The organism is Kribbella capetownensis, from assembly GCF_004331485.1.
Lineage (GTDB): Bacteria > Actinomycetota > Actinomycetes > Propionibacteriales > Kribbellaceae > Kribbella > Kribbella capetownensis.
In genome coordinates, this window is record NZ_SJKD01000001.1 from 768947 (window position 1) to 792840 (window position 23894).

Below are 23894 nucleotides of genomic sequence, written 5' to 3' on the forward strand. Positions count from 1 at the left end.
CACCGTAATCACCATGATCCGTCAACTACCTCATTGGTATCCCCGCTTGAGGAGGTACTTGGCTCCTGCGTCGAAGCCTTCTGGGGTGAGGACCTCGAAGGCGAAGGCGTCGGCCAGGCGGTCGGTGATGTTGAAGGCGGTGCAGACCGCCAATGCGTCCTTGATCTGCTGGGGTGAGACACCTGCGGACAGAACCTCCCGCATGTCCTCGGCGCCCACCTTGCCCTCTCGGGTCAGCTTGCCGAGCATCCGCAGCGTTGCCCGCAGCCCGTTCTCGACGGGGGCCGTTTCCAGGTCGTCGAGGACCGCGGCGACCCGTGGCCCGTCCTGATACGCCTGGCTCGCGGTCGCGGTGTGTGCGCCGATGCAGAACGCCGTCTGGTTCACCTTCGAGACGTACGCCGCCATCAGCTCCCGGTCGCCGACCGACCACCCGGACGGGCCGCGCATCGCCTCGTGGGTGAACACCTTGGCGCGGTTGCCATAGAAGTCGGGCCGGTAGAAGACCAGCTTGGCGGCGTCCGGCACCGGCTGCCGCGAGAACAGCCGGATCATCGCGAAGAGCAGCTTGGTTCCGGGTTTGTAGCCGCTGTTCAGGATCTCGAGTCGCATCAGCCGGCCTCCCCTTCGGCGAGCGCCGCCAGCCCTGCTTCGTACTGCCGGGTGGACTGGCCGACCGCAGCACACACCACCAGCTCGAACAGCTGATCCTCGCTGAAGCCAGCTGCCTTGGCCGCGGCGAAGTCCGCGTCGGTCACCTGCGACGGCGTCATCGCGACCTTGCCGATCAGCGCCTGCAAGGGCGCAGGTCCGTCGGCGTTGCCGAAGGCACGGGCCCGATCCTCCGGGGACGCCGCTCCCTGTCCGGTCAGCACGCGATCCACCAGGGCTCGGTGCGCTACTTGCTTCTTGTCCTCAGCCGGCACGGCGCACTCCGCTTCTCGATCTCGGTTGTCTGCTCACATGTATATGACGATCGGCACGCCGCCGAACACGACATCCACCCGAAGAAGGTGGTAATTGGTCTAGTTGATCTGACTTCGACGGCGGTGGAAAGGGTTCACGGTGGGGTCCGCGGAGTGTTACGCAAGACCAATGCACAGTTCGCTGCCCGGGAAGGCCGCCGAGATCCGGGCGTTGCTGCTCAGCCTGATCGACACGCTGCCGGAGGGTGCCGCACTCCCGCCGGAGCGCGAACTGGCGGTGCGCTGGAACGTCGCCCGGATGACGCTGCGCCGTGCCGTTGACGAGCTCGTGATCGAGGAGCTCCTGGTCCGCCGCCACGGCAGCGGGACCTACACCACCCGCCCGAAGGTCGCCCGCTGGCTCGGGATGATCGGCTTCTCCGAGGACATCCGCCGGCGCGGCATGAGACCGGGCAGCAAGATGCTGGAGTTCCGCCACCAGAAGGCCGAGCGGGCCGCGGCGCGACGGCTGCGGATCCCGGTCGGCGACCCGATCATCGCGTTCACCCGCCTCCGCCTCGCCGACGATCTCCCGATGGTCGTAGAGCGCACCACGATGCCCGCGGCGTACGTGCCCGGTCTCCAGGCCGAGGACCTGAACGGCTCCCTCTACGACCTGCTCACCAACCGCTACGGCATCGACCTGGTCAGCGGCACCTCCCGCCTCGAACCCGTGATGCCCGACGCGAAGACCGCCTCCTGGCTCGGCATCCCCACCACCCAACCGTGCCTGGCCCTGCACGGCGTGAGCTTCGACCGCCGCGACCGAGTCTTCGAGTACACGTCGGCTCTCTACCGCGGTGACCGCTACGCCTTCACCACCGAACTCCGGACCACCCCCACCCCCCGAGCCAACGCCAAGGGCCTGTGAACCACATTCGAGTGGACCAGCGTGCCTTGCCCCGGTGCGTTCGGGGACGCCCTACCAAGTAACGTCCGGCGCATGGGCATCGGTGAGCGGAATGCGCTGGTTGTCGGCGCGGGGATCGGTGGATTGGCTGCGGCGGTGGCGTTGCGGCGGATCGGGTGGTCGGTCAGCGTGCTGGAGCGGGCGCCGATCATCGCCGAGGTGGGCGCCGGCCTGACGCTCTGGCCGAATGCGGTTCGGGCGCTCGGGGCACTCGACCTGGATGTCACCGACCGCACCGTCAAGACAGTCTCGCGCGGCAACATCCTGACTCCGAACGGCCGTTGGGTACGGCGCAATCACCCGGAGGACGTTGGCGTTCTCGCGATCCATCGCGCGGATCTGCACGACGTACTGCGGGAGCAACTGCCCGACTCGATGTTGCACACGGATGCCGAGGTGACCGCGGTGTCGTCCGACGGCACGGTGATGTGCTCGGGTGAGGAACTGACCGCCGACCTCGTGGTTGCGGCCGATGGCGTCAACAGCATCACGCGGCGGACGTTGTGGTCCGGCGACGCGGTCTTCCAGCGCCGAGCGGTCTGGCGGGGCGTGACGCCCCCGGAGTCGGTGTGGCCGGTCCAGGAGTCGCTCACGCTTGGTCGTGGCGTGCAGGTCGGCGTACTCCCGTTGCCGCGGGAGCGCGTCTACTGGTTCGTCACCGTGAACGCCGATCAGCCCAACCAGATGTACGCCGACGACCGGCGCGAGGTACTGAACCGGGTCGGGGACTGGCACGACCCGATCCCGGCGCTGGTCGCGGCCACACCACCGGATCAGGTGCTGTACAACGACATCATCGACATCGACCCGGTGCCGACGTACGTGAAGGATCGCGTCGTGCTGCTCGGCGACGCGGCGCACGCGATGCCGCCGGATCTCGGGCAGGGCGCGTGCCAGGCGATCGAGGATGCGGTGGTCCTCGCCGCGGCGCTGGCCGACGACGATCTGCCGCGCTACGACCGCGATCGTCGCGCCCGGGTGCAGCCGATGGCAGCGGAAGCCCGCGACTCGGTCAAGCGGAACTCCAACACCAACGCGCTCGCACACTCCGGGCTGATGCTCGCGGCCCGGTTCATCCCGCCGAAGGCGTGGCGGGAGGCGACCGCCAAGTGGGCCGACTGGACCCCGCCGAAGCTGCCGAGGTAGAAAACAAGCACACTTGATTCTTTTTCCGGGCCGTGCCAGTCTCGGCTGCACGATCCCCACCCAGGGAGTGCAGCGTGCAACTGGACGAAGTGCTGGCGGACCTGTGGGCCGAGAGTGCGGAGCTGGACCGGCTGGTCGGTGGACTCGCCGCCGAGGCCTGGGCGACGCCGACCCCGGCCGAGGGCTGGACGATCGCGCACCAGATCGCCCACCTCGCCTGGACCGACGAGGCCGCGCATCTCGCCGCCACTGATCCCGACGGCTTCAAGGCCTCACTGCAGAAGGCGGCCGCGAACCCGACCGGGTACGTCGACGAGGGTGCCGCCGAGACCGCGGCACTGCCACCCGACCAGCTCCTGCCGTACTGGCGGGAGACCCGCGCCGAGCTCGCTGACGCGCTGAAGAAGGTCGCGCCGGGCGAGCGAGTGCTCTGGTACGGCCCGCCGATGAGCCCGACCTCGATGGCGACGGCACGGTTGATGGAGACGTGGGCACATGGTCAGGACGTGGTCGACGCGCTCGGCGTCCACCGCCAGCCGAGTAGTCGGCTGCGTCACGTCGCCCACCTCGCCGTCCGCACCCGCGACTTCGCCTACCTGTTGAACGACCGCACCCCACCCGCCGAACCGTTCCGCGTGGAACTGACCGGGCCCGACGGCCAGACCTGGACCTGGGGTCCGGACGACGCCGCGCAGCGGGTGACCGGCCCGGCGCTCGACTTCTGCCTGCTGGCGACACAACGCCGGCATCGCGACGATCTCGCCGTACAGGCTGACGGAGCGGACGCGGAGGAGTGGCTCGGCATCATCCAGGCGTTCGCGGGGCCGCCGGGGAAGGGCCGGGAACGGGGGCAGTTCGGATGACCGCGCCCATCAGGATCGGCAACGCGTCCGGGTTCTACGGCGACCGCTTCAGCGCGGTCCACGAGATGCTCACCGGCGGTCCGCTCGACGTGCTGACCGGCGACTACCTGGCCGAGCTGACCATGCTGATCCTCGGGCGGGACCGCCTGAAGGACCCGTCGCTCGGGTACGCACGTACGTTCCTCAAACAACTCGAGACCGGCCTCGGCCAAGCTCTCGACCGTGGCGTCAAGATCGTCAGCAACGCCGGCGGCCTCAACCCGTCCGGCCTCGCTCAGGCGATCCAGGAGCTAGCGGACCGCCTCGGTCTGCACCCCAAGATCGCGTACGTCGAAGGCGACGACCTCCTGCCACGCGCAGCCGAACTCGACCTCGGCGAGCCCCTGACCGCGAACGCCTACCTCGGTGCGTGGGGCATAGCCGAAGCACTGCAGGCCGGCGCGGACGTCGTCGTGACCGGCCGCGTCACTGACGCTTCCGTCATCGTCGGCCCCGCCGCCGCCCACCACGGCTGGAAGCGGACGCAGTACGACGAACTCGCGGGCGCCGTGGCCGCGGGCCACGTGATCGAGTGCGGCTGCCAGGCGACCGGCGGGAACTTCTCGTTCTTCAGCGAGATCCGCGACCTCGGCCGGCCCGGGTTCCCGATCGCGGAGATCCACACCGACGGCAGCAGCGTGATCACCAAGCACGACAACACCGGCGGCGCGGTCACGATCGACACGGTCAAGGCGCAACTGCTCTACGAGATCACCGGCGCCCGGTACGCCGGTCCGGACGTCACCACCCGGCTGGACACGATCGAGCTCGACACCGACGGACCCGACCGGGTCAGGATCTCCGGGGTGTGCGGTGAGCCGCCGCCTCCGACGTACAAGGTGTCGCTGAACAGCGTCGGCGGGTTCCGCAACGAGGTGGACTTCGTGCTCACCGGGCTCCAACTGGAGGAGAAGGCCGAGCTGGTTCAGCGGCAGCTCGAGCAGGCGCTGCCGAAGCGGCCGACCGACCTGCAGTGGACGCTGGCCTGGACGGAGAAGCCGAACGCGGCGTCCGAGGAGGAGGCCAGCGTATTCCTCCGGTGCGCGGTCAAGGACCCGGATCCGAAGGTCGTCGGCCGCGCGTTCTCCAGCGCCGCGATCGAGCTGGCGCTGGCGAGCTACCCCGGATTCCATGTCACCGCGCCGCCTGGCGACGGATCGCCGTACGGCGTCTTCCGGGCCGGATACGTCGGCATCCACGAGGTCGAGCACACCGTCGTACGGCCGGACGGGACACGGAAGGTCGTCGACCCCGCGATGGAGACGCAGCCCCTGAGCCCGGTCGACGACATCGAACTGCCGATCCCGTTGCCGCAACTGGCGTTCAGCGGGCGTCCGCGGACGCGCGAGGTCCCGCTCGGCCGGATCGCCGGCGCGCGGTCCGGCGACAAGGGCGGCGATGCGAACGTCGGAGTCTGGGTGCGGGACGAGAAGACCTGGCGGTGGATCGCGCACACGCTGACGGTCGAGCTGTTCCAGGAGCTGCTCCCGGAGACCCAGCCGCTGACCGTGACGCGCTACGTCCTGCCGAATCTGTGGGCGGTGAACTTCGTCGTCGAGGGACTGCTGGGTGAGGGCGTCGCATCGCAGGCACGGTTCGACCCGCAGGCGAAGGCGGTCGGCGAATGGCTGCGCTCGCGGTACATCGACGTACCGGAGGTGCTGCTGTGAACGACTACCGGCAGACCGTATGGCGGTTCATGGCCGCCGAGGTGATGCCGCAGCTGGAGCGGTGGGAGCGAGACGGCGAGTTGCCGCGTGAGTTGCACAAGAAGGCCGGCCAGATCGGGATGCTCGGCGTCGCGTTCCCCGCAGCGGTCGGCGGTGGCGGCGGCTCGTTGCTCGACGCGATCGCAGTAGTCGAGGAGATGCATTACGCCGGCGGATCTGGTGGGCTGGTCGCTTCGCTGCTGACCTGTGGGATCGCGCTTCCGCATATCGTTGCTGCGGGCAACCAGGAGCAGATCGATCGGTGGGTCCGGCCGACGCTCGACGGCGCGCTGATCGGCGCGCTGGCGATCACCGAACCTGACGGTGGATCGGATGTGGCGTCGATCCGTACGACGGCTCGGCGCGAGGGTGACGTGTTTGTCGTGAACGGTGCGAAGACGTACATCACCTCCGGCTGCCGCGCGGACTTCGTCACGACCGCGGTCCGGACGGACGGTCCGGGCGCGCACGGGATCAGCCTGTTGGTGATCGAGAAGGGGACCCCCGGGTTCGCGGTGTCGCGCAAGCTGGAGAAGCTGGGTTGGCTGTGCTCGGACACGGCTGAGTTGTCGTTCACCGACGTCCGGGTGCCGGTGGCCAACCTGGTAGGGGCCCAAGGCACCGGGTTCGTCCAGCTCGCGATGAACTTCGTGGCCGAGCGGCTGACGCTCGCGGTCCAGGCATACGCCGGTGCGCAGCGGGCGCTCGACCTGACGGTGGAGTGGTGCCGGGCGCGGGAGACGTTCGGCCGGCCGTTGATCTCGCGGCAGACCGTGCAGCACACGCTGACCGAGATGGCTCGCCGGATCGACGTGGCGCGGGTCTACGTTCGGGAGGTCGCCCGGCGGGCAGAGGCTGGTGAGGACGTGATCGCCGAGGTGTGCTTCGCCAAGAACACGGCGGTCGAGGCCGGGCAGTGGGTGTGCGACCAGGCACTGCAGTTGCACGGCGGTCTCGGCTACATGCGGGAGGCCGAGGTCGAGCGCCAGTACCGCGACCAGAAGATCCTCGCCATCGGCGGCGGCACCACCGAGATCCTGACCGGCCTGGCCTCCAAACGACTGGGGTTCACCGCATGAGCAATCGCGAGGCGATGCTGGAGAAGCTGGCGGCGCTGGAGGCCGAGCACGCCAAGGCGCTGGCCGGCGGCGGCGAGAAGTACGTCGACCGGCACCACAAGCGCGGCAAGTTGCTGGCCCGGGAGCGGATCGAGTTGCTGCTCGACCGGGACTCGTCGTTCCTCGAGCTGTCGACACTGGCCGGCTGGGGGTCGGACTTCACCGTCGGCGCCAGCCTGGTGACCGGAATCGGCGTGGTGTCAGGCGTCGAGTGCTTGATCACGGCCAACGATCCGACCGTGAAGGGCGGCGCGAGCAATCCGTGGACGCTGCGCAAGGCCCTGCGGGCGGACGAGATCGCGCGGGCGAACCGGTTGCCGGTGATCAGCCTGGTCGAGTCGGGTGGCGCGGACCTGCCGACGCAGAAGGAGATCTTCATCCCGGGCGGCGCGATGTTCCGCGATCTGACCCGGTTGTCGGCGGAAGGGATTCCGACGATCGCGCTGGTGTTCGGCAACTCGACTGCCGGCGGCGCGTATATCCCGGGCATGAGCGACTACGTGGTAATGGTCGACGGCGGCGCGAAGGTGTTCCTGGCCGGTCCGCCGCTGGTGAGGATGGCGACCGGCGAGGACGCCGACGACGAGTCGCTCGGTGGCGCCTCGATGCACGCCCGGAAGTCCGGGCTCGCGGACTACTTCGCGGTCGACGAGCAGGACGCGATCCGGCTCGGCCGCCAGATCGTGTCGCGGCTGAACTGGCGCAAGCTCGGTCCGCCGCCGGCTCCGGCGTACGACGAGCCCTTGTCCGACGAGGACGAGTTGCTCGGGATCGTGCCGGGGGACCTGAAGATCCCGTTCGATCCGCGGGACGTGATCGCGCGAGTGGTGGACGGGTCGGTGTTCGACGAGTTCAAGCCGCTGTACGGGTCGTCGCTGGCGACCGGCTGGGCGTCCGTGCACGGGTATCCGGTCGGCATCCTGGCCAACGCGCGCGGCGTACTGTTCAGCGAGGAGTCGCAGAAGGCGGCTCAGTTCATCCAGCTGGCGAACCGAGCGAACACGCCGTTGATCTTCCTGCACAACACCACCGGCTACATGGTCGGGCAGGAGTACGAGCAGGGCGGGATCATCAAGCACGGCGCGCAGATGATCAACGCGGTCGCGAACTCCAAGGTCCCGCACATCTCGATCCTGATGGGCGCGTCGTACGGCGCCGGCCACTACGGGATGTGCGGCCGGGCTTTCGATCCGCGCTTCCTGTTCGCCTGGCCGTCGGCCAAGTCGGCGGTGATGGGTCCGCAGCAGCTGGCGGGCGTCCTGTCGATCGTGGCACGAGCCGCCGCAGCCGCGAAGAACCAGCCGTACGACGAGGACGGCGACGCCAAGATGCGCGCCTACGTCGAAGGCCAGATCGAAGCGGAATCCTTGCCGATGTTCCTTTCCGGCCGGCTGTACGACGACGGCGTGATCGACCCACGCGACACCCGGACAGTCCTGGCCATCTGTCTGTCCGCGATCCACTCGGCACCGGTGGAGGGCACCTCCTCCTTCGGCGTCTTCAGGATGTGAGGTACACATGCTGACAAGTGTTCTGGTGGCGAACCGGGGCGAGATCGCGCGGCGGATCTTCCGGACCGCGCGGTCGCTCGGCCTGTCGACGGTCGCGGTGCATTCGACTGCCGACGCTGCGATGCCGTTCGTCGGTGAGGCGGATGCGGCGGTGCAGCTGCCGGGGAACGCGCCTGCTGACACCTACCTCCGTGGTGAGTTGGTGATCGAGGCGGCGTTGAAGGCGGGCGCGGATGCGGTGCATCCCGGGTACGGGTTCCTGTCGGAGAACGCCGGGTTCGCGCAGGCGGTGATCGACGCCGGGCTGACGTGGATCGGGCCGCCGGTGGACGCGATCTCCTCGATGGGCTCGAAGATCGAGGCGAAGAAGCTGATGGCGGCCGCCGGGGTGCCGGTGCTCGCCGAGCTGACGCCGGCCGAGGTTTCTGTGGACGACTTGCCGGTGCTGGTGAAGGCATCGGCCGGTGGTGGCGGGCGTGGGATGCGGGTGGTCTCGCGGTTGGCGGATCTGCCGGGTGAGATCGAAGCTGCGTCTGCTGAGGCTCTGTCTGCCTTTGGTGACGGGACGGTGTTCTGCGAGCGGTACCTCGCGGCTGGGCGGCACATCGAGGTCCAGATCATGGCCGATCAGCACGGCACGATCTGGGCGGTCGGCGAACGCGAATGCTCGATCCAACGCCGCCACCAGAAGGTGGTCGAGGAAGCCCCGTCCCCGTTGGTGGAGCGCATCCCGTCGATGCGGGCCGAGCTGTTCGACGCGGCGCGGAAGGCAGCGGCCGCGATCGGGTACGTCGGCGCCGGCACAGTCGAGTTCCTGGCAGACGAGGGCGGCGCGTTCTACTTCCTGGAGATGAACACGCGGCTCCAGGTCGAACATCCGGTCACCGAGGAGACCACGGGGTTGGACCTGGTGGAGCTGCAGTTCGCAGTCGCCACCGGCGCTCACCTCCCGCCCAAGCCTCCCCCGACGGTCGGCCATGCGATCGAGGTGCGGCTGTACGCGGAGGATCCCGCGCAGGACTGGCAGCCGCAGACGGGTGTCGTTCGACGGTTCGCGCTTTCCGGAAAGAAGTTGGCGCCTGGTGGCGAGAATGTTCCGGAAAGCGGGGCCGGTCGGTGGCCGCGGATGCGGGTGGACTCGGGGGTTGAGGATGGTTCGGAGGTTTCGCCGTACTACGACGCGATGTTGGCCAAGGTGATCGTGTGGGCGCCTGACCGTACGTCGGCCGCGCGCCGACTGTCAGCCGAGCTGACCCGCGCCACGATCCACGGCGTGCAAACGAACCGGGATCTGCTGGTGTGGGTTCTGCGGCATCCGGCGTTTCTTGCTGGGGAGACCGATACTGCGTTCTTCGAGAAGCACGGTGTTGGTGTCGCGGTTGGTGCGGAGGTGCTGCGGGCGTCGGCCTTGGCTGCTGCATTGGCGGATGCCGCCGGGCGGGTCGGGCCGGTGCGGGTGCCGGCCGGGTGGCGGAATGTACCGTCGCAGCCGCAGCGGAATGCCTATCGCGTTGGTGACGTGACCGTTGCGATCGAATATCGGCTGACCCGGGACGGGTTGGTTGTCGACGGCAACATGGCGCTCGTGGACTCCGCGCCGGAGCGGGTGGTGCTGGAGGTCGACGGCGTACGGCGGGCCTTCCACGTCGGCACGTACGACGGGTTGGTGTGTGTGGACTCGTCGCTCGGGTCGGTGGCACTGACACCGGTGGAGCGGTTCACGGATCCGTCGCAGCAGGTGTCGCCGGGGTCGTTGCTCGCCCCGATGCCGGGCACGGTGATCCGGGTCGGCGTGCAGGTGGGTGACGAGGTGAAGCAAGGACAGCCGCTGCTCTGGTTGGAGGCGATGAAGATGGAGCACACCATCTCCGCCCCGGCCGACGGCGTACTCAGTGAGCTCAGGGTCGAAGCAGGTCAACAGGTCGAGGTCGGCGCCGTACTGGCAGTCGTTGGGGAGGAAGCATGAGCTTCGTGGAATCCGAGGAACGCCAAGCACTGCGGAAGGCAGTGGGCGAGCTCGGGAAGAAGTACGGCTATGCGTGGTTCAACCAGCAGGCGCGGACCGGCGGGCACACGACCGAACTCTGGCTGGAGGCCGGCAAGCTCGGCTACCTCGGGGTGAACCTGCCCGAGGAGTACGGCGGCGGAGGCGGCGGCATGGCCGACCTGTCGATCGTGCTGGAGGAGCTCGGCGCGGCTGGTTCTCCGCTGCTGATGATGGTCGTCTCGCCGTCGATCTGCGGCACTGTGATCTCCCGCTTCGGCACCGACGAGCAGAAGCAGCGCTGGCTGCCCGGTCTGGCCGACGGTACGACGATCATGGCGTTCGCGATCACCGAGCCGGACGCCGGATCGAACTCGCACCAGATCACCACGACCGCGCGCCGGACCGACGACGGCTGGTCGCTGTCCGGCCGGAAGGTCTTCATCTCCGGCCTGGACGTCGCGCAGGCCGTGCTCGTGGTCGGCCGTACCGAGGACGCCCGGACCGGCAAGCTCAAGCCGGCCCTCTTCATCGTCCCCGTCGACGCACCGGGCGTGGAGTTCCAGCAGATCGAGATGGATCTGATCAGCCCGGACAAGCAGTTCTCGCTGTTCCTGGACGACGTACACCTGCCGCGGGAGGCGCTCGTCGGCGCCGAGGAAGCCGCTCTGATGCAGTTGTTCGCCGGGCTCAACCCGGAGCGCATCATGGCGTCGGCGTTCGCGGTCGGCATCGCCCGGCACGCGCTCGACAAGGCGACCGCGTACGTCAAGGAGCGCCAGGTCTGGAAGGCTCCGATCGGCGCTCACCAGGGCCTCGCGCATCCGCTCGCGCAGATCAAGATCGAGCTCGAGCTGGCTCGGCTGATGATGCAGAAGGCGGCTGCGCTGTACGACGCCGGCGACGACCTGGCCGCAGGCGAGGCCGCGAACATGGCGAAGTACGCCGCCGGCGAGGTCGCGGTCCGCGCCACCGACCAGGCGGTCCAGTCGCTCGGCGGAAACGGCATGACGGTGGAGTACGGCGTCGCCTCGCTGGTCGCGGCCGCGCGCGCCACCCGGATCGCGCCGGTGAGCCGCGAGATGATCCTGAACTTCGTCGCCCAGCACTCGCTGGGGCTACCCAAGTCCTACTGAGGTCCGCCACAGTCTGATCAACCACCGGGCCAGGAGAGGATCCCCGCCGATGATCATCACGAGCCAGTTCCCACCCGTCGAGGTCCTCGACGTACCCATCCACGACGCCGTGCTCGGCCGGGCCCCGGAGTACGGCGATCGGCCGGCCATGGTCGACGGCATCACCGGCAAGGAGCTCAGCTACGCCCAGCTGGATGCGATGACCCGCCGGGTCGCGGCCGGCCTCGCCGAGCTCGGCATCCGGCACGGCGACGTGATCGCGCTCTACAGCCCGAACACGATCCTCTACCCGGTCGTCTTCTACGGCGCCACTCGCGCCGGCGCGACCGTCACCACAGTGAACGCGCTCTACACCGCCGACGAGTTGCACAAGCAGTTGGTCGACTCGAAGGCGAAGTTGCTGGTGACGATCTCGCTGTTCCTGCCGGTCGCGACGGCGGCGATCGAAGGCACCGACGTGACCGAGATCTTCGTCTGCGACAGCGCCGAGGGGTACCGCTCGGTGATGGAGTTGCTCGCGTCGACCGGGCCGGAGCCGGAGGTCTCGATCGATCCGGCGAACGACGTCGCCGTCCTGCCGTACTCGAGCGGGACGACCGGGGTGGCCAAGGGCGTGATGCTGACGCACCGCAACATCGCCACCAACATCGCGCAGGCCGAGCCGATGATCACGCTCGGGGAGGATGAGCGGATCATCGCGATCCTGCCGTTCTTCCACATCTACGGCCTCTCGGTGCTGATGAACCTTCCCTTGCGGCTCGGCGCGACCGTGGTGGTGCTGCCGAAGTTCGAGCTGCAGCAGTTCCTGACCACGCTCGACCAGCAAAGGATCACCCGGGCGTTCGTGGCGCCGCCGGTCGTGCTGGCGCTGGCGAAGCACCCGGCGGTCGACGGCGTCGATCTGTCCGCGCTGAAGCACGTGACGTCGGCGGCGGCGCCGCTGGACGGCGAGCTGGCCGAGGCCTGTGCGAAGCGGCTCGGCCTGCACGCGGTGTTGCAGGCCTATGGCATGACCGAACTGTCACCGGGAACGCACGCCGTACCGCAGGACGACCCGGAGCCGCCGCCCGGTGCCGTCGGCAAGCTCTTCCCGTCCACCGAGATGCGTCTGGTCGGTGCTGACGGCAACGATGTCGGCGACGACGAGACCGGCGAGATCTGGATCCGCGGGCCGCAGGTGATGAAGGGGTACTTCGGCCGCCTGGCAGAGACCGACGCGACCGTCGACCGGGACGGCTGGCTGCACACCGGCGACATCGGCCGGATGGACGCGCGCGGCTACCTGTATGTCGTCGACCGGGTGAAGGAACTGATCAAGTACCACGGATACCAGGTGCCGCCGGCCGAGTTGGAGGCCGTGCTGCTCACCGACGACCGGATCGCGGACGCAGCGGTGATCGGCGTCCAGGCCGATGGCAACGAGGTACCGAAGGCGTTCGTGGTGCCGATGCCCGGCGTCGAACTGACCGCCGACGACGTGATCGAGTACGTCGCCGCCCGGGTGGCGCCGTACAAGAAGATCCGGCAGGTGGAGTTCATCGACGCCGTACCGAAGGCGGCGTCGGGCAAGATCCTGCGGCGCGAACTCCGGGCGCGCGAGGCTGCCGCCCGTGAGTGAGGTCCTCAAGGCACCCCAGCAGGACCGCAGCCGGGCCACTCGGCAGCGGTTGCTCGAGGCGGCCGTGGAGTCGCTCGCCGAGGTCGGGTACGCCGCGACGACGGTGAGTGTCGTGGCCACCCGGGCCGGGGTGTCGCGAGGCGCCGCCCAGCACCATTTCCCGACGCGGGCGGACCTGTTCGAGGCAGCGGTCGAGTACATGACCGAAGTGCGGCTGGCGGAGATCAAGGCGCAGGCGGCCGCACTGCCCAGCGGACCGGCGCGGACCGAGGCGATCGTCGGGATGCTGGCGGACGTCTACACCGGACCGCTCTTCCGGGCCGCGCTGCATCTGTGGGTCGCGGCATCGACGGAGGCCGCGCTGCGGACCCAGATCGTCCGGCTGGAAGCACATGTGGGACGCCAGGCCCACCGCGCTCTACTGGAAGTGCTGGAGGTGAGTGAACGGACTCCCGGCGTACGGGAGACCGTGCAGGGCGTGCTGGACATGGCCCGCGGGTTGGGACTCGCCGACCTGCTCACTGACGACAGCGCACGCCGTAAGGGCATCGTCCGGCAGTGGAGCCGGATCCTCGATCAGGCTCTGCGCGCTCCTGGCGTGTGACCGAACGCCGCCCGGAACGTGTCGATAAAGGCACTCGTCGACGCCCAGCCACACTGATGCGCGACCCGGGTCACCGACTCCCCGGTCGCCAGCAGCCTGAGCGCCTGGTGCAGCCGGAGCTGCGTCCGCCACTGTGGGAAGGTCATGCCAAGGTCCGTCCTGCACAACCGGCTGAGATTCCGCTCACTCGCGCCGACCTCCCGGCCGAGCTCGGTCAGCGTTCTGGGGTCCGCGGGATTGTCACGTAGCAGGTCGCAGACGGCGGCCAGCCGTGCGTCTCTGGGTGTCGGCAGATACGTCGGACGCTGAGGCGATCGCCTCAGCTGATCGAGCAGTACCAGGTGGAGCCGCCGCCGTTCATCCGCGTCCGCCTCTTCGTCTGACGTGTAGGTGAGGAGCAGTTCCCGCAGGAGTGGGCTCACGACGAGGGCTGATGGTGCGTCGAGGCCCAGTGGGTTCTCCTCGAGTCCCACGGTGTGCAGCGCGGTCTCGCCGTACGCGCGGTGCTCGTGCAGGGTGCCGGCCGGGACCCAGATCGCTCTGGTCCCCGGGACGATCCAGCTGCCGGCGTCGGTGGTCACCGAGAGGACGCCGCGGCCGGCGTACACGATCTGGTTCCGGTCGTGCCAGTGCGCCTCGATCGCACCGCCGGCCGGGATCGGCCGGATTCCGGTGTTCGCGGGACGGAGCTGGCGGGTTTCCGGCATAGGTTGGCATTTTATCGGAAGCCGGACAGCACGCTCGGCGGCAACGATCGACGGTGTGCTGAGACTTCGACCGATCGGACTGATGGCGATCGGGCACGCGTGCGTGGATGTGTACCAAGGCGCCGTACCGGCGTTGGTGCCCTTCCTTGTCGCCGAGCGCGGGCTCGGGTACGTCGCGGTGTCCGGGATCACGCTGGCCGCGACGCTGTTGTCCTCGGTGGTGCAGCCGGTGTTCGGCGTACTGACCGACCGGCGTCCGCTGGCCTGGCTGATCCCGGTCGCGATGACGACGGCGGGACTCGGGATCGCGCTGGTCGGCGTCGGCGAGACGTACCTCTTGAACTGGCTGGCGGCCGCGCTGTCCGGGCTCGGGATCGCCGCCTATCACCCGGAGGCGGCGCGGATGGCGCGCACGGTCAGCGGTGGCAGCCATGTCGGGATGAGTTGGTTCTCGGTCGGCGGGAACGTCGGTTTCGCGCTGGCGCCGGTGCTGGTCACGCCGATCATGGCGGTTGGTGGACTGTCGCTGACTCCGCTCCTCGTCGTACCGGCTCTGGTCGGTGCGGTGATCACCAGGCTGGCCGTCCGATCCGCACGCTTGGTTGCTGGAGGCAACCGACTGGATCGGGCCGGGAGTGACGACTGGCCGTCGTTCCTGCGGCTGTCGGCGATCATGATCTGCCGCTCGATCGTCTTCGTCGGCCTCGGCACCTTCATCGCGCTGTACGCCGGTCAGCGGGTTGGCGGCGGCACGACGACCGGTGGGGTGGCGTTGTTCGTGCTGTTCGCGGCCGGCGCGCTCGGCACGCTGCTCGGTGGCCGGTTCGCCACCCGCTACGGGCGGGTCCGGACGATGCGGACGTCGTACGCCGTCGCCGTACCGGCCATCGCGTGTCTTGTGTTCGTGCCCGGTCCGGCGTTCTTCGGGTTCCTCGCGCTGACCGCGATCGCGATGTCGATCCCGTTCTCGCTGCACGTCACCCTCGGCCAGGACTTCCTCCCCGGCCGGGTCGGCACCGCGGGCGGTATGACGCTCGGTCTCGCCGTCAGCATCGGCGGGGTCGCCACTCCGGTTCTCGGCACGATCGCCGAACACACCTCGCTGCGCGTCGCGCTCAGCCCGCTGATCGCGCTGGTCCTGACCGGCTGCCTGATGGGCTTCGCGCTGAACGAACCCGCTACCGAGTAGCGGCGGTCGCCCGCTGGGCGATGCGGCGGTCGACCTTCTCGGCCAGGTGGTTGGGGGAGCACTCGGCCAGGTGGTCGCGGACGAGCAGGTGGATGAAGGAGTACTCGCCGCGTCCGGTGCGGGCGAGTACGTACCGGTCGGCGGCGTACCTGAGGAAGGCGCGGCGGCGCCAGGGGAGATAGCCGGTCCAGCGGAGCAGGAAGTCGTGCAGCAGGCGGGAGAGCGGTCCGGCGAACAGCGGTGGGCGACGACGCCACGCCTTCGCGGCGACAGCGCCGGTGATCACACCTGCCACGGCTTCGAGGTCAGGGGAGGTCAGATCGGCGCCGAACGCCACGGTCAGCAGGAATCCGGCGACTGCACCGCCCAGCACCCACGAATCCATCCACCAACCATGTCCAGCCGGCTGCTGAACTACGTGGTCGGTCGGTAGCGACTTGACCAGCCGGATGCCTTGCGCGACGAGCAGTCCGATCGCCAGACCGGTTGCGAAGCTGTCGGGCCGATCACCGAGGCTGAGCGTCGACCAGCCGGCCGCGATCACCACAGCGAACCGGACTCCCAGCAGCGACCGACGCCGGTTGTTGTGGGAGACCACCTGCTCGACGACGTACGACGCTGCGATCGCGGCCGCCTCGACACCGAGCGCCAGCCAGACGGGGAGGAACTCGATCAGTCCCATCACGGCGACGATCAGGACGACCGTGCTCGCCGTACTCAGAACAAGGGTGAGCAAGAGCAGTGGCGCCCGCTGCGGCTTGGGCCCGTCGGTCATGAGCGCCTGCCACGGGTGCGGCTTGATGTGCACGAGCAGCAGTGCCGCCCCGGCCACGGCCAGTCCGGCGAGTACGCCGTACTGCGCGAGCGTCACGAGCATCCCGCCGGCGGCGAGCCCGGCGAAGATGGCGGGCAGGCTGACCGCGTGAGTCAGGTAGTCCACCTCCGGCAGGGACAGTCCGTACCAGCCGTTGGGGATCAGCCATCGCGGTACGGCGGTGCGGTCGCCGGCACGGCTGCGGGTCCACCACGCCAGGCACCAGAGTGAGCGGACCGCGGTTCTGGAGTCGTACTGGCGGCTGGTCGAGCGGTGCCTGGCCAGAACCTCGCTGATGTAGGTGTCGAACAGCTCGCGCCGCAGGTCGGCCACACCGCCGGCAACGACCTCCTCCGGCACGCGGCCGTGGTACGCGAGGATCATCACGTTCAGCATCAGCGGTGAGTTGACCAGGTCCCATAGTTCGTCGTCCTGCTCGATCGCCACGCGTGCACCATCGAGGTCCGGACCGACAGCGGCGAAGTAGTCGAACACCTGCTGCCTGGTGAGCGGCCTGATGTGCACAGCGCCGTGCAGGCTGAGCTGGTCGGGCAGCAGTTCGTAGTCCTGGGTGCGGCAGGTGATGGCGAGCCTGCCGACCAGGTAGCGGTGGCGGAGCTCCTCGAGGACGGGTGCGAGCCTGGCGCGGCTCGGTTTGGCGATCTCGTCGAGACCATCGAGCAGGAGTGCCAGCCGACCGCGGCGCAGCCAGGTGCGGCCGACGGCGGGTGGGATGCCGTACCGGTTGTCGAGCTCGCCCAGCAGCCAGCGGACGAAGCCGGCCAGGAGCGGACTGTTCGCCGGCTCGTCGTCGTCCTTCCGCGACGGCTGCGCGGTCCAGCCGGCCAGATCGATCAGCACCGGGATCGGCTTGCTCTCGTCGGCGTGCGCCTGCTCGGCGAGGGCACGGGCGAGCTCCAGGAGCAGCGTGGTCTTGCCGGCGCCTGGTGCGCCCAGGATCAGCATCGAGTCCTGCAACTGGTCGAACACCGTGCCGATGTCGGTGTCGTCGGAGACCGGTCGGGGTGAGCTGTCGAGCGGCTGGACCAGGAGGTCGTACGGGCGGATGACGGCTTCGGGACGCTCGTCGAGGGCCAGCGCGATGCGAGTGCGGGAGGCGAGTGACCCGGCCACGCGCTGGGACAGGTAGAGGTCGACGCGAGCCAGCGCGTTCGTCCGGTTGCGCGGCTGGTCGGCGGAGCGGCCGGAGACGGTGGGGAGACGGCGGCTGCGGAACTCGAACAGGGCGGTGACGATCGCGACCAGCCAGAGCGCACCGATCACCGGCCAGGTCCAGTCCGCGTACGGCGCAAGGAAGCCGGGTGCGGTGCCACCGGTGCCGACGTTGATCGCGATCGGCAGCAGCACCAGCGTGAGCGACACGGTCAGCACGAGCACGACGGCACGCAGCATCCCATCCCGAATCCTCACTCCCCGGAGCGTAGCGGCGTACTAGCCGACCGGGCCTGTCCCAGCGCGAGTCCACCTGGCGATCCGGCACTGCGGGAATCGTTGTCCCGGCAGTTAGATTGACCTTTGTCATGACTACTGAGCGGATCGACCGGGCGAGTGTGGGGCTTCGGTCGGAGCGGGGACCGATCCTGCTCGCGGTGATGCTGAGCGTCGGGCTGGTGGCGATCGACGCGACCATCCTGGCCACCGCCGTTCCGTCGGTGGTGGACGACCTCGGCGGTTTCACCCAGTTCCCCTGGCTGTTCTCGATCTACCTGCTGGCCCAGGCCGTCTCGGTGCCGATCTACGGCAAGCTCGCCGACCTGCGCGGCCGCAAGCCGATCATGCTGGTCGGCGTCGGGCTGTTCCTGCTCGGCTCGGTGCTGTGCGGGTTCGCCTGGAGTATGCCGGCGCTGATCGCGTTCCGGTTGATCCAGGGTCTGGGCGCGGGCGCGATCCAGCCGATCGGGATGACGATCGTCGGCGACATCTACACAGTGGCCGAGCGGGCCAAGGTCCAGGGCTACCTGGCCAGCGTCTGGGGGATCTCGTCGTTCGTCGGGCCGACCCTGGGCGGGGTGTTCTCCGACTTCATCTCGTGGCGCTGGATCTTCTTCGTGAACATCCCGCTCGGCATCGCCGCCGCCTGGGCGCTGGTCCGTCGCTTCCACGAGAACGTCGTACCGCGGACCAGCCACCGGATCGACTACGCCGGTGCGGTGCTGCTCGCGGTCGGTGGCTCAATGCTGTTGCTCGGTCTGCTCGAGGGCGGCGGGGTGATGTGGTCCTGGGACTCGACCTCGAGTATCGCGATCCTGGCCGGGGCGGTCGCCCTGCTGACCGCGTTCGTCGTGGTCGAGCGCCGGGCCGCCGAGCCGGTGCTCCCGTTGTGGGTGCTCAGCCGGCGCGTCCTGAACTCCGCCAACTCGGCGGCCCTGCTGATCGGCGTGCTGATGATCGGCCTGTCGACGTACGTACCGCTCTTCGCTCAAAGCGTGCTGGGTACGTCGGCTCTGGTCGCCGGGTTCGCGTTGGCCGCGATGACGCTGGGGTGGCCGATCGCTGCCTCGGTCGCCGGGCGGATCTACCTGCGGCTCGGATTCCGTACGACGATGCTGTTCGGCGCGTGCATCGTGGTGGTCGGCTCCGGGCTGTTGCTCACGGTCCAGCCCGGGAGTTCCGTGCTGCACCTGGCCGCTGCCTGCTTCGTCATCGGCCTCGGACTCGGCTTCTCGGCGTCGCCGTCCGTCGTGGCGGCGCAGTCGTCGGTCGAGTGGCAGACGCGTGGTGTGGTGACGGGCGCGAACATGTTCGCCCGGTCGGTCGGCAGCGCGATCGGAGTGGCCGCCTTCGGCGCCGTGGCGAACGGTGTCGTCGCCGCACGCCTTGGCGACGACCACGCCGACCTCGAGACGCTGCCCGGTGAGGTCCTGGCCCCAGCTATCCACGACGTCTACTACGGCGCCGCCGGTGCTGCCGTCCTACTCGTCGTTGCCGTTCTCTTCATGCCGAACCGGATCCCCGAGCAACCCAACCGGGTCTAGCTCGACCTCGGTGCGCCAGGTGGCGTGCAGTGCTTGGAGACGTTGGGCGATCTCGGGGTCGTCGGTCACGCGGTTGTGCTGCTCGCCCAGGTCGACGGCGAGGTTGGTCAGTTGCCAGCCGGAGCCCATCGGGGCATGCTCGTACTCGCTGAGGTGAGCGACGGACGGGCTGTCGCTGTCGACCCAGCTGAGCTTCCAGTCGCCGGATCGCACGGCCCACTGGAAGCCGCAGTCCCAGTGCAGGGCGGTGTGGGCGGACTGGGTCTCGCCGGTGAGCACCGGCAGCAGGTCGACGCCATCCGACTCGGCTTCGCCACCTGCCGCAGCGACCAGCGTCGGCACGAGGTCCAGCGTGCTGACCAGTGCATCCGTCTGCTGTGCGGCTGGCAACTGCTCCGGCCAGCGCCACAGCATCGGGACCCGGATGCCGCCTTCCCAGACCGTGTACTTCGTCCCGCGCAGCGGAGTGTTGTCGGCGAAGTTGCAGGTCGAGCCACCGTTGTCGGTGGTGTAGACGACGAGAGTGTTGTCCGCCTGACCGGTGGCGTCGAGCAGGTCGAGCAGCTTGCCGATCTCGGCGTCCATCAGCTCGAGCTGCGCCAGGTAGTACTCGCGCCCGTGCGGGAGGTTCGGCACGATCACGTCGTCGTACCACTCGGTGTAGGTGCGGCCGGACTCCGGCTTCCAGTCGTTGTACTCCGGCAGGCCGCGGCGGGCGAGTTCGTCGGCGGGCAGTTGCCAGCAGAAGTTGTGCACCGCGTTGAATGCGAGCATGCAGAAGTACGGGCGTTCGTCCCCGGACTCGATGAACTCCGCGGCCCGGCGGCCGAGCTCGCTGGTCAGGAAGCCCTCGTGCTCGACCGGCTCGTCGCCGGACAGCAGTGGCTGCACCGCCATGTACTTGGCCGCATCAGCGCCGTACTCGCTCTGGGACTGCTCGGAGTGATGCAGGTAGTTGAGCCGGCCGAGCGACTGCCCGGCCAGGCCGTACAGCGTCTCCTCGAAGCCATGCTGCGGTGGGCAGGCCCGGTCCCCGACGTTCTCGCTGCCGTAGTGGACCTTGCCGAAGTACCCGGTCCGGTAGCCGCGCTCCTGCAGCAGCTCAGCCAGACTCGGTACGTCGTCCGGCGCGAAGGAGGCCGAGTCGAACCACTGACCACCCCACCGCTGCTGGTACCGCCCCGAGATGATCCCCGCCCGCGAAGGACTGCAGATCGGAGCAGTCACGTAGGCACTGGAGCAGCTCACTCCACCACTGGCCAGCCGATCCAGCCCCGGCGTCCGCACATCCGGATGCACCCCCAGCGCACTCCGATCCGCATACCCATGATCATCCGACACGATCAACAAGATGTTCGGCACCGACGTCACGGCTCAGCACTCTGCCACACCTGCGGGCGGGCTAGGTTGCTTGTATGCGTGCAGTCGACTGTGTGGGTGCCCTGATCCGGGATGAGCAGCAGCGTGTCTACGTCCAGCGGCGTACGGCGGATCGGCGGTTGCTGCCGGGGATCTGGGACATCGTCGGCGGGCACCTGGAAGCGGGAGAGACACCAGAGCAGGCGCTGGCGCGGGAGGTCGAGGAGGAGACCGGCTGGAAGGTCCGCGACATCCTCTGGACCGTCGCCGACTGGGAGTGGGAGCACGAGGGCCGGGTACGGCGTGAGCTCGACTACCTGATCACGGTCGACGGGGACCTGAGCCGGCCGCGACTCGAAGAGGGCAAGCACGACGCGTCGGCCTGGGTCGGGCCGGACGACCTCGAACTGCTGATGGTCGGCCGCACCGACGGCGACCGGCGGCTGCGCGACGTCGTGGCGCATGCGGTCCGCACCCGGTTCACCGAGCGCCTCCGGCTCGAACCGATGACCGCACCGGGCGACGTACTGCCCGGACATGCCGCGGACCTCGAGATCCTGCACGCCGATCCGTGGGTCGCCCAGTGGTTCGCCGGCACCTGGTCCGCGGAGGAGTCACTCGAACGGGCCACCGGGATGCATGAGGCATGGGAGCGGGACGGCGTCAGCAAGTGGATGGCCTACGACCGGACGTCCGGTGCACTGGTCGGCCGGGGCGGGCTCTCGCGGCTGGGGGACTACGAGCAGATGGCCGCGCTCGTGGGGTCCGAGTGGGCGACCGATCGGCTCGAGCTCGGGTGGAGTGTGCTCACGGCGTACCGCGGCCAGGGCGTCGCGACCGAGATCGGCCGGGCCGGACTGGACTTCGCGTTCCGCACCCTCGGTGGGAGCTCGGTCGTCGCGTTCACCGAGCGGATCAACCGTGCGTCCCGGGCGGTGATGGAACGGCTCGGGATGACCTACGTGGGTGAAGCCAGCTACGAGGGATGGGTCGAGGGCTTGGCGGAGGTCCAGCCGGACGCGCCGTTCGCGGTCTACATCACCGGACCCGAAGCGGACATCCAGCGGTCATAGCCGGTCGACCCCGGTCACGAACCGGGTCAGCAGGTTCTCCGGCGGATAGCTCAGAAGCTCGCGGCGTGAAAGCAAAGGGGCTCCGCTGTGTGATCGCCCAGGCGCGGCGATCACACAGCGGAGCCGGCCACCTCAGGGGGTGGCTCTCGGTGAGGTGTCAAGAGCCACCGGTGTCCTACCGCCCAGGACACTCGGCCCTGCCTGGCCCGAGGTGTCGGCCAGGAGGTGGTTTGGAACGGCTGGGCGGCGGTGATACAGGGAGCTCAACCGCCAGGCCCAGCCGGGTTCGGGAGGGCGGTGTGGTCCGGAGCTGAGGAGTGCTCCGGACCACACCTGGGTTTCGTCCGGGACTGAGGAGTGTCTCGGACCTTCCAGAGCTGCCCCTGAGCGTGAGGAGACCCCAGGGCGCAGCGAACCGGGTCTGAGGAGGACCCGGAAGGTCATGGTGTTTCAGTCGGTGCTGTCGAGTGGGCCGAGGACGTCGTTGGTGACTCGGAGACCGGCGAAACGGCGCCGCATCGCCTGCTCGTAGCGGGCCGCCAACGGCGCCTCCGCGACGTACTGAGCGATCACGTGCTCGCCGAACCAGACCCGCACTCGGCGCCGGTGCTGTCTCGACGTCATTTCCGCGATGGTCACTACTTCTCACCCCGTAACTCTGAGCCCTTGCAACCAGTTGGACTTACTGGTTGTCATGGCAGTAATGGTGCACGAGCCCAACGTGACCGCTCTAGGACCTGGACCGGACCTTTGCCGGACCTCTTCCGGACCTCTCGCGGACATCTGGGGGACCGCACCTTGTCGTGGGGCATGAGTCGAGACAACGTCTGATCTGACGTGAACGGGAGGAACGATGGCGGGGAGGTACACGCCAAAGACGGTCCTGGCGCACCTGATCCAGCGCCGGAACCAGACCTACTCCGAGATCGTCGCCGAGTTCGTCGAGCTGGGTGGAACCATCACCGAGCGGCACCTGCGGCGCCTCGCATCGGGCGAGCGCGCGGGCACCACTCCTCAGACCCGGCGCACCCTGCAACGCATGTTCGGAAAGCCGGTCGAGGAGCTCTTCGCGCCGTACGTTCCCGAACAGGCATCCCAGGTGGTGCCGGCACCTGCCGCGAGTGGACGGATCACGACAGGTAATGAGATGGAGGTTCTCGACATGGCTGCCAGCCGAGCGAGGGCGTTTGCCCTCGCGGCCCAGTCCGGTCTCGGAAGCGAGGCCATGGAACAGGTGTACGACGACGTGCGTCACGTCGCGAAGGCCTACCCGCAGCGTCCGCTGCCAGAAATCCTCGGCCAACTGGTCGAGACGCAGGACCTGGTCTTCGCGCTGCTGGAGAGCAGGCAACGCCCGGAACACCTGCGGCAGCTGTACTTCCTCGGCGGCGTGACCGGCGGTCTGCTGGCCAAGGCGTCCCACGACCTCGGCAACCCACACGCCGCCCTGACCCAGGCGCGGACAGCCTTCCTGTGCGCCGACAACGCCGACCACCACGGCCTGCGCGCCTGGGTGCGCGGCCTGCAGTCGCTGGTCTCCTACTGGGCCGGCAACCCGCACGACTCGGTCCGGTACGCGCAGCTCGGCGCCGGGTACGCCGAGCAGGCGAACAGCACCACCAGCGTCTGGCTGCCGGTGAGCGAGGCCCGCGCCTGGGCCGCGCTGGGCAACCCGGAGGCCACTCGCGCCGCGCTCGAGCGGGCCGAAGAGGCCTGGAACACGGTCCGCAACGACGACCTGGACGACATGGGCGGCCTCTGCACCTTCGGCCGGCACCGCCAGCTGTACTACGCGGCCGACGCGCTGGCGTGGCTGCCCGGTGAGGTCGACCAGGCCGCGCGGTACTCGAGCCAGGCGGTCGACGCCTACACCGACCAGAACCACCCGGAGTGGGCCTTCGGCGACGCCGCCGGCAGCCAGGCCGCGATGGCGATCAACCGGATCGCCAGTGGCGAGCTCGACGGTGCGGCCGACGCGATCGCGCCGGTGCTGGGCCTGCCGACCGAGCGCCGGATCAACGGTGTGGTGCACTCGGCCCGCCGGGTCCACCAGGCACTGCGGCAGTCGGGGCGCGCGGACGACGCCCGGGAGCTGCAGGAGGAGATCGAGATGTTCACCCGGACCCCGATGCAGACGTTCCCCCGGTAACCGC

General features: G+C 69.0%; 20 protein-coding genes. 14 read left to right on the top strand and 6 right to left on the bottom strand.

The genetic code is table 11. The features are described from left to right. Positions 1–30 precede the first annotated feature (30 nt). Positions 31–612: a carboxymuconolactone decarboxylase family protein gene (locus E0H75_RS03760; protein WP_131511606.1), complete on the bottom strand. Its 582-nt coding sequence runs from the start codon at positions 610–612 to the stop codon at positions 31–33. Further along, a complete protein-coding gene (locus E0H75_RS03765) occupies positions 612–926 on the bottom strand; it encodes a hypothetical protein (RefSeq protein ID WP_131511607.1) in 315 nt (104 codons plus the stop codon). Before E0H75_RS03765 ends, E0H75_RS03760 begins: the two co-directional genes overlap by 1 nt. A gap of 169 nt (positions 927–1095) precedes the next feature. Between E0H75_RS03765 and E0H75_RS03770 the strand changes: the two genes are divergently transcribed. The 10 genes from E0H75_RS03770 to E0H75_RS03815 all read left to right on the top strand — a co-directional run bounded on the left by E0H75_RS03770 (position 1096) and on the right by E0H75_RS03815 (position 13603). Further along, positions 1096–1836: a GntR family transcriptional regulator gene (locus E0H75_RS03770; RefSeq protein WP_131511608.1), complete on the top strand. Its 741-nt coding sequence runs from the start codon at positions 1096–1098 to the stop codon at positions 1834–1836. Positions 1837–1908: 72 nt separating this feature from the next. Further along, positions 1909–3021, top strand: coding sequence for an FAD-dependent monooxygenase (locus E0H75_RS03775; protein ID WP_131513003.1), 1113 nt, complete (start codon positions 1909–1911; stop codon positions 3019–3021). Positions 3022–3095: 74 nt separating this feature from the next. Next, positions 3096–3884: a TIGR03084 family metal-binding protein gene (locus tag E0H75_RS03780; RefSeq protein WP_131511609.1), complete on the top strand. Its 789-nt coding sequence runs from the start codon at positions 3096–3098 to the stop codon at positions 3882–3884. Continuing rightward, on the top strand, positions 3881–5593 hold the full coding sequence (locus E0H75_RS03785; RefSeq protein ID WP_131511610.1) for an acyclic terpene utilization AtuA family protein: 1713 nt from the start codon (positions 3881–3883) through the stop codon (positions 5591–5593). Before E0H75_RS03780 ends, E0H75_RS03785 begins: the two co-directional genes overlap by 4 nt. Next, a complete protein-coding gene (locus tag E0H75_RS03790; protein ID WP_202872815.1) occupies positions 5590–6711 on the top strand; it encodes an acyl-CoA dehydrogenase family protein in 1122 nt (373 codons plus the stop codon). The genes E0H75_RS03785 and E0H75_RS03790 overlap by 4 nt, the downstream gene beginning before the upstream one ends. Further along, positions 6708–8261 carry an acyl-CoA carboxylase subunit beta gene (locus tag E0H75_RS03795; protein WP_131511612.1) on the top strand — a complete coding sequence of 518 codons (1554 nt, stop codon included), beginning with the start codon at positions 6708–6710 and terminating at the stop codon, positions 8259–8261. Before E0H75_RS03790 ends, E0H75_RS03795 begins: the two co-directional genes overlap by 4 nt. Before the next feature lie 7 nt (positions 8262–8268). Then, complete coding sequence (locus E0H75_RS03800; protein ID WP_131511613.1) at positions 8269–10227, top strand: ATP-binding protein; 1959 nt, start codon at positions 8269–8271, stop codon at positions 10225–10227. Next, a complete protein-coding gene (locus E0H75_RS03805; protein WP_131511614.1) occupies positions 10224–11381 on the top strand; it encodes an acyl-CoA dehydrogenase family protein in 1158 nt (385 codons plus the stop codon). The genes E0H75_RS03800 and E0H75_RS03805 overlap by 4 nt, the downstream gene beginning before the upstream one ends. A gap of 49 nt (positions 11382–11430) precedes the next feature. After that, on the top strand, positions 11431–12999 hold the full coding sequence (locus tag E0H75_RS03810; protein ID WP_131511615.1) for an AMP-binding protein: 1569 nt from the start codon (positions 11431–11433) through the stop codon (positions 12997–12999). Continuing rightward, positions 12992–13603, top strand: a complete 612-nt coding sequence (locus E0H75_RS03815) for a TetR/AcrR family transcriptional regulator (RefSeq protein WP_131511616.1) — start codon at positions 12992–12994, stop codon at positions 13601–13603. Before E0H75_RS03810 ends, E0H75_RS03815 begins: the two co-directional genes overlap by 8 nt. Here the strand turns inward: E0H75_RS03815 and E0H75_RS03820 are convergent. Next, complete coding sequence (locus E0H75_RS03820; protein ID WP_131511617.1) at positions 13576–14310, bottom strand: AraC family transcriptional regulator; 735 nt, start codon at positions 14308–14310, stop codon at positions 13576–13578. The two genes, E0H75_RS03815 and E0H75_RS03820, sit on opposite strands and share 28 nt — an antisense overlap. Before the next feature lie 55 nt (positions 14311–14365). Here E0H75_RS03820 and E0H75_RS03825 point away from each other — a divergent pair, with 55 nt between their 5' ends. After that, on the top strand, positions 14366–15499 hold the full coding sequence (locus E0H75_RS03825; RefSeq protein ID WP_238162803.1) for an MFS transporter: 1134 nt from the start codon (positions 14366–14368) through the stop codon (positions 15497–15499). Here E0H75_RS03825 and E0H75_RS03830 read toward each other — a convergent pair. After that, positions 15489–17744 carry an NACHT domain-containing protein gene (locus E0H75_RS03830; RefSeq protein WP_238162805.1) on the bottom strand — a complete coding sequence of 752 codons (2256 nt, stop codon included), beginning with the start codon at positions 17742–17744 and terminating at the stop codon, positions 15489–15491. The two genes, E0H75_RS03825 and E0H75_RS03830, sit on opposite strands and share 11 nt — an antisense overlap. A gap of 110 nt (positions 17745–17854) precedes the next feature. Between E0H75_RS03830 and E0H75_RS03835 the strand changes: the two genes are divergently transcribed. Then, a complete protein-coding gene (locus E0H75_RS03835; RefSeq protein WP_131511618.1) occupies positions 17855–19309 on the top strand; it encodes an MDR family MFS transporter in 1455 nt (484 codons plus the stop codon). Here the strand turns inward: E0H75_RS03835 and E0H75_RS03840 are convergent. Beyond that, the gene (locus E0H75_RS03840) at positions 19247–20680 is read right to left on the bottom strand and encodes a sulfatase family protein (protein WP_131511619.1); all 1434 of its coding nucleotides are present in this window, start codon (positions 20678–20680) and stop codon (positions 19247–19249) included. The genes E0H75_RS03835 and E0H75_RS03840 overlap by 63 nt on opposite strands. Positions 20681–20724: 44 nt before the next feature. Between E0H75_RS03840 and E0H75_RS03845 the strand changes: the two genes are divergently transcribed. Continuing rightward, positions 20725–21741, top strand: coding sequence for a GNAT family N-acetyltransferase (locus E0H75_RS03845; RefSeq protein ID WP_131511620.1), 1017 nt, complete (start codon positions 20725–20727; stop codon positions 21739–21741). A 450-nt stretch (positions 21742–22191) separates the two neighbouring features. Here E0H75_RS03845 and E0H75_RS42895 read toward each other — a convergent pair whose 3' ends face one another. Then, a complete protein-coding gene (locus tag E0H75_RS42895; RefSeq protein WP_165553433.1) occupies positions 22192–22365 on the bottom strand; it encodes a hypothetical protein in 174 nt (57 codons plus the stop codon). A gap of 229 nt (positions 22366–22594) precedes the next feature. Between E0H75_RS42895 and E0H75_RS03850 the strand changes: the two genes are divergently transcribed. After that, positions 22595–23890, top strand: coding sequence for an NsdA family TPR-like regulatory protein (locus E0H75_RS03850; RefSeq protein ID WP_131511621.1), 1296 nt, complete (start codon positions 22595–22597; stop codon positions 23888–23890). The last annotated feature ends 4 nt before the right edge of the window (positions 23891–23894 follow it).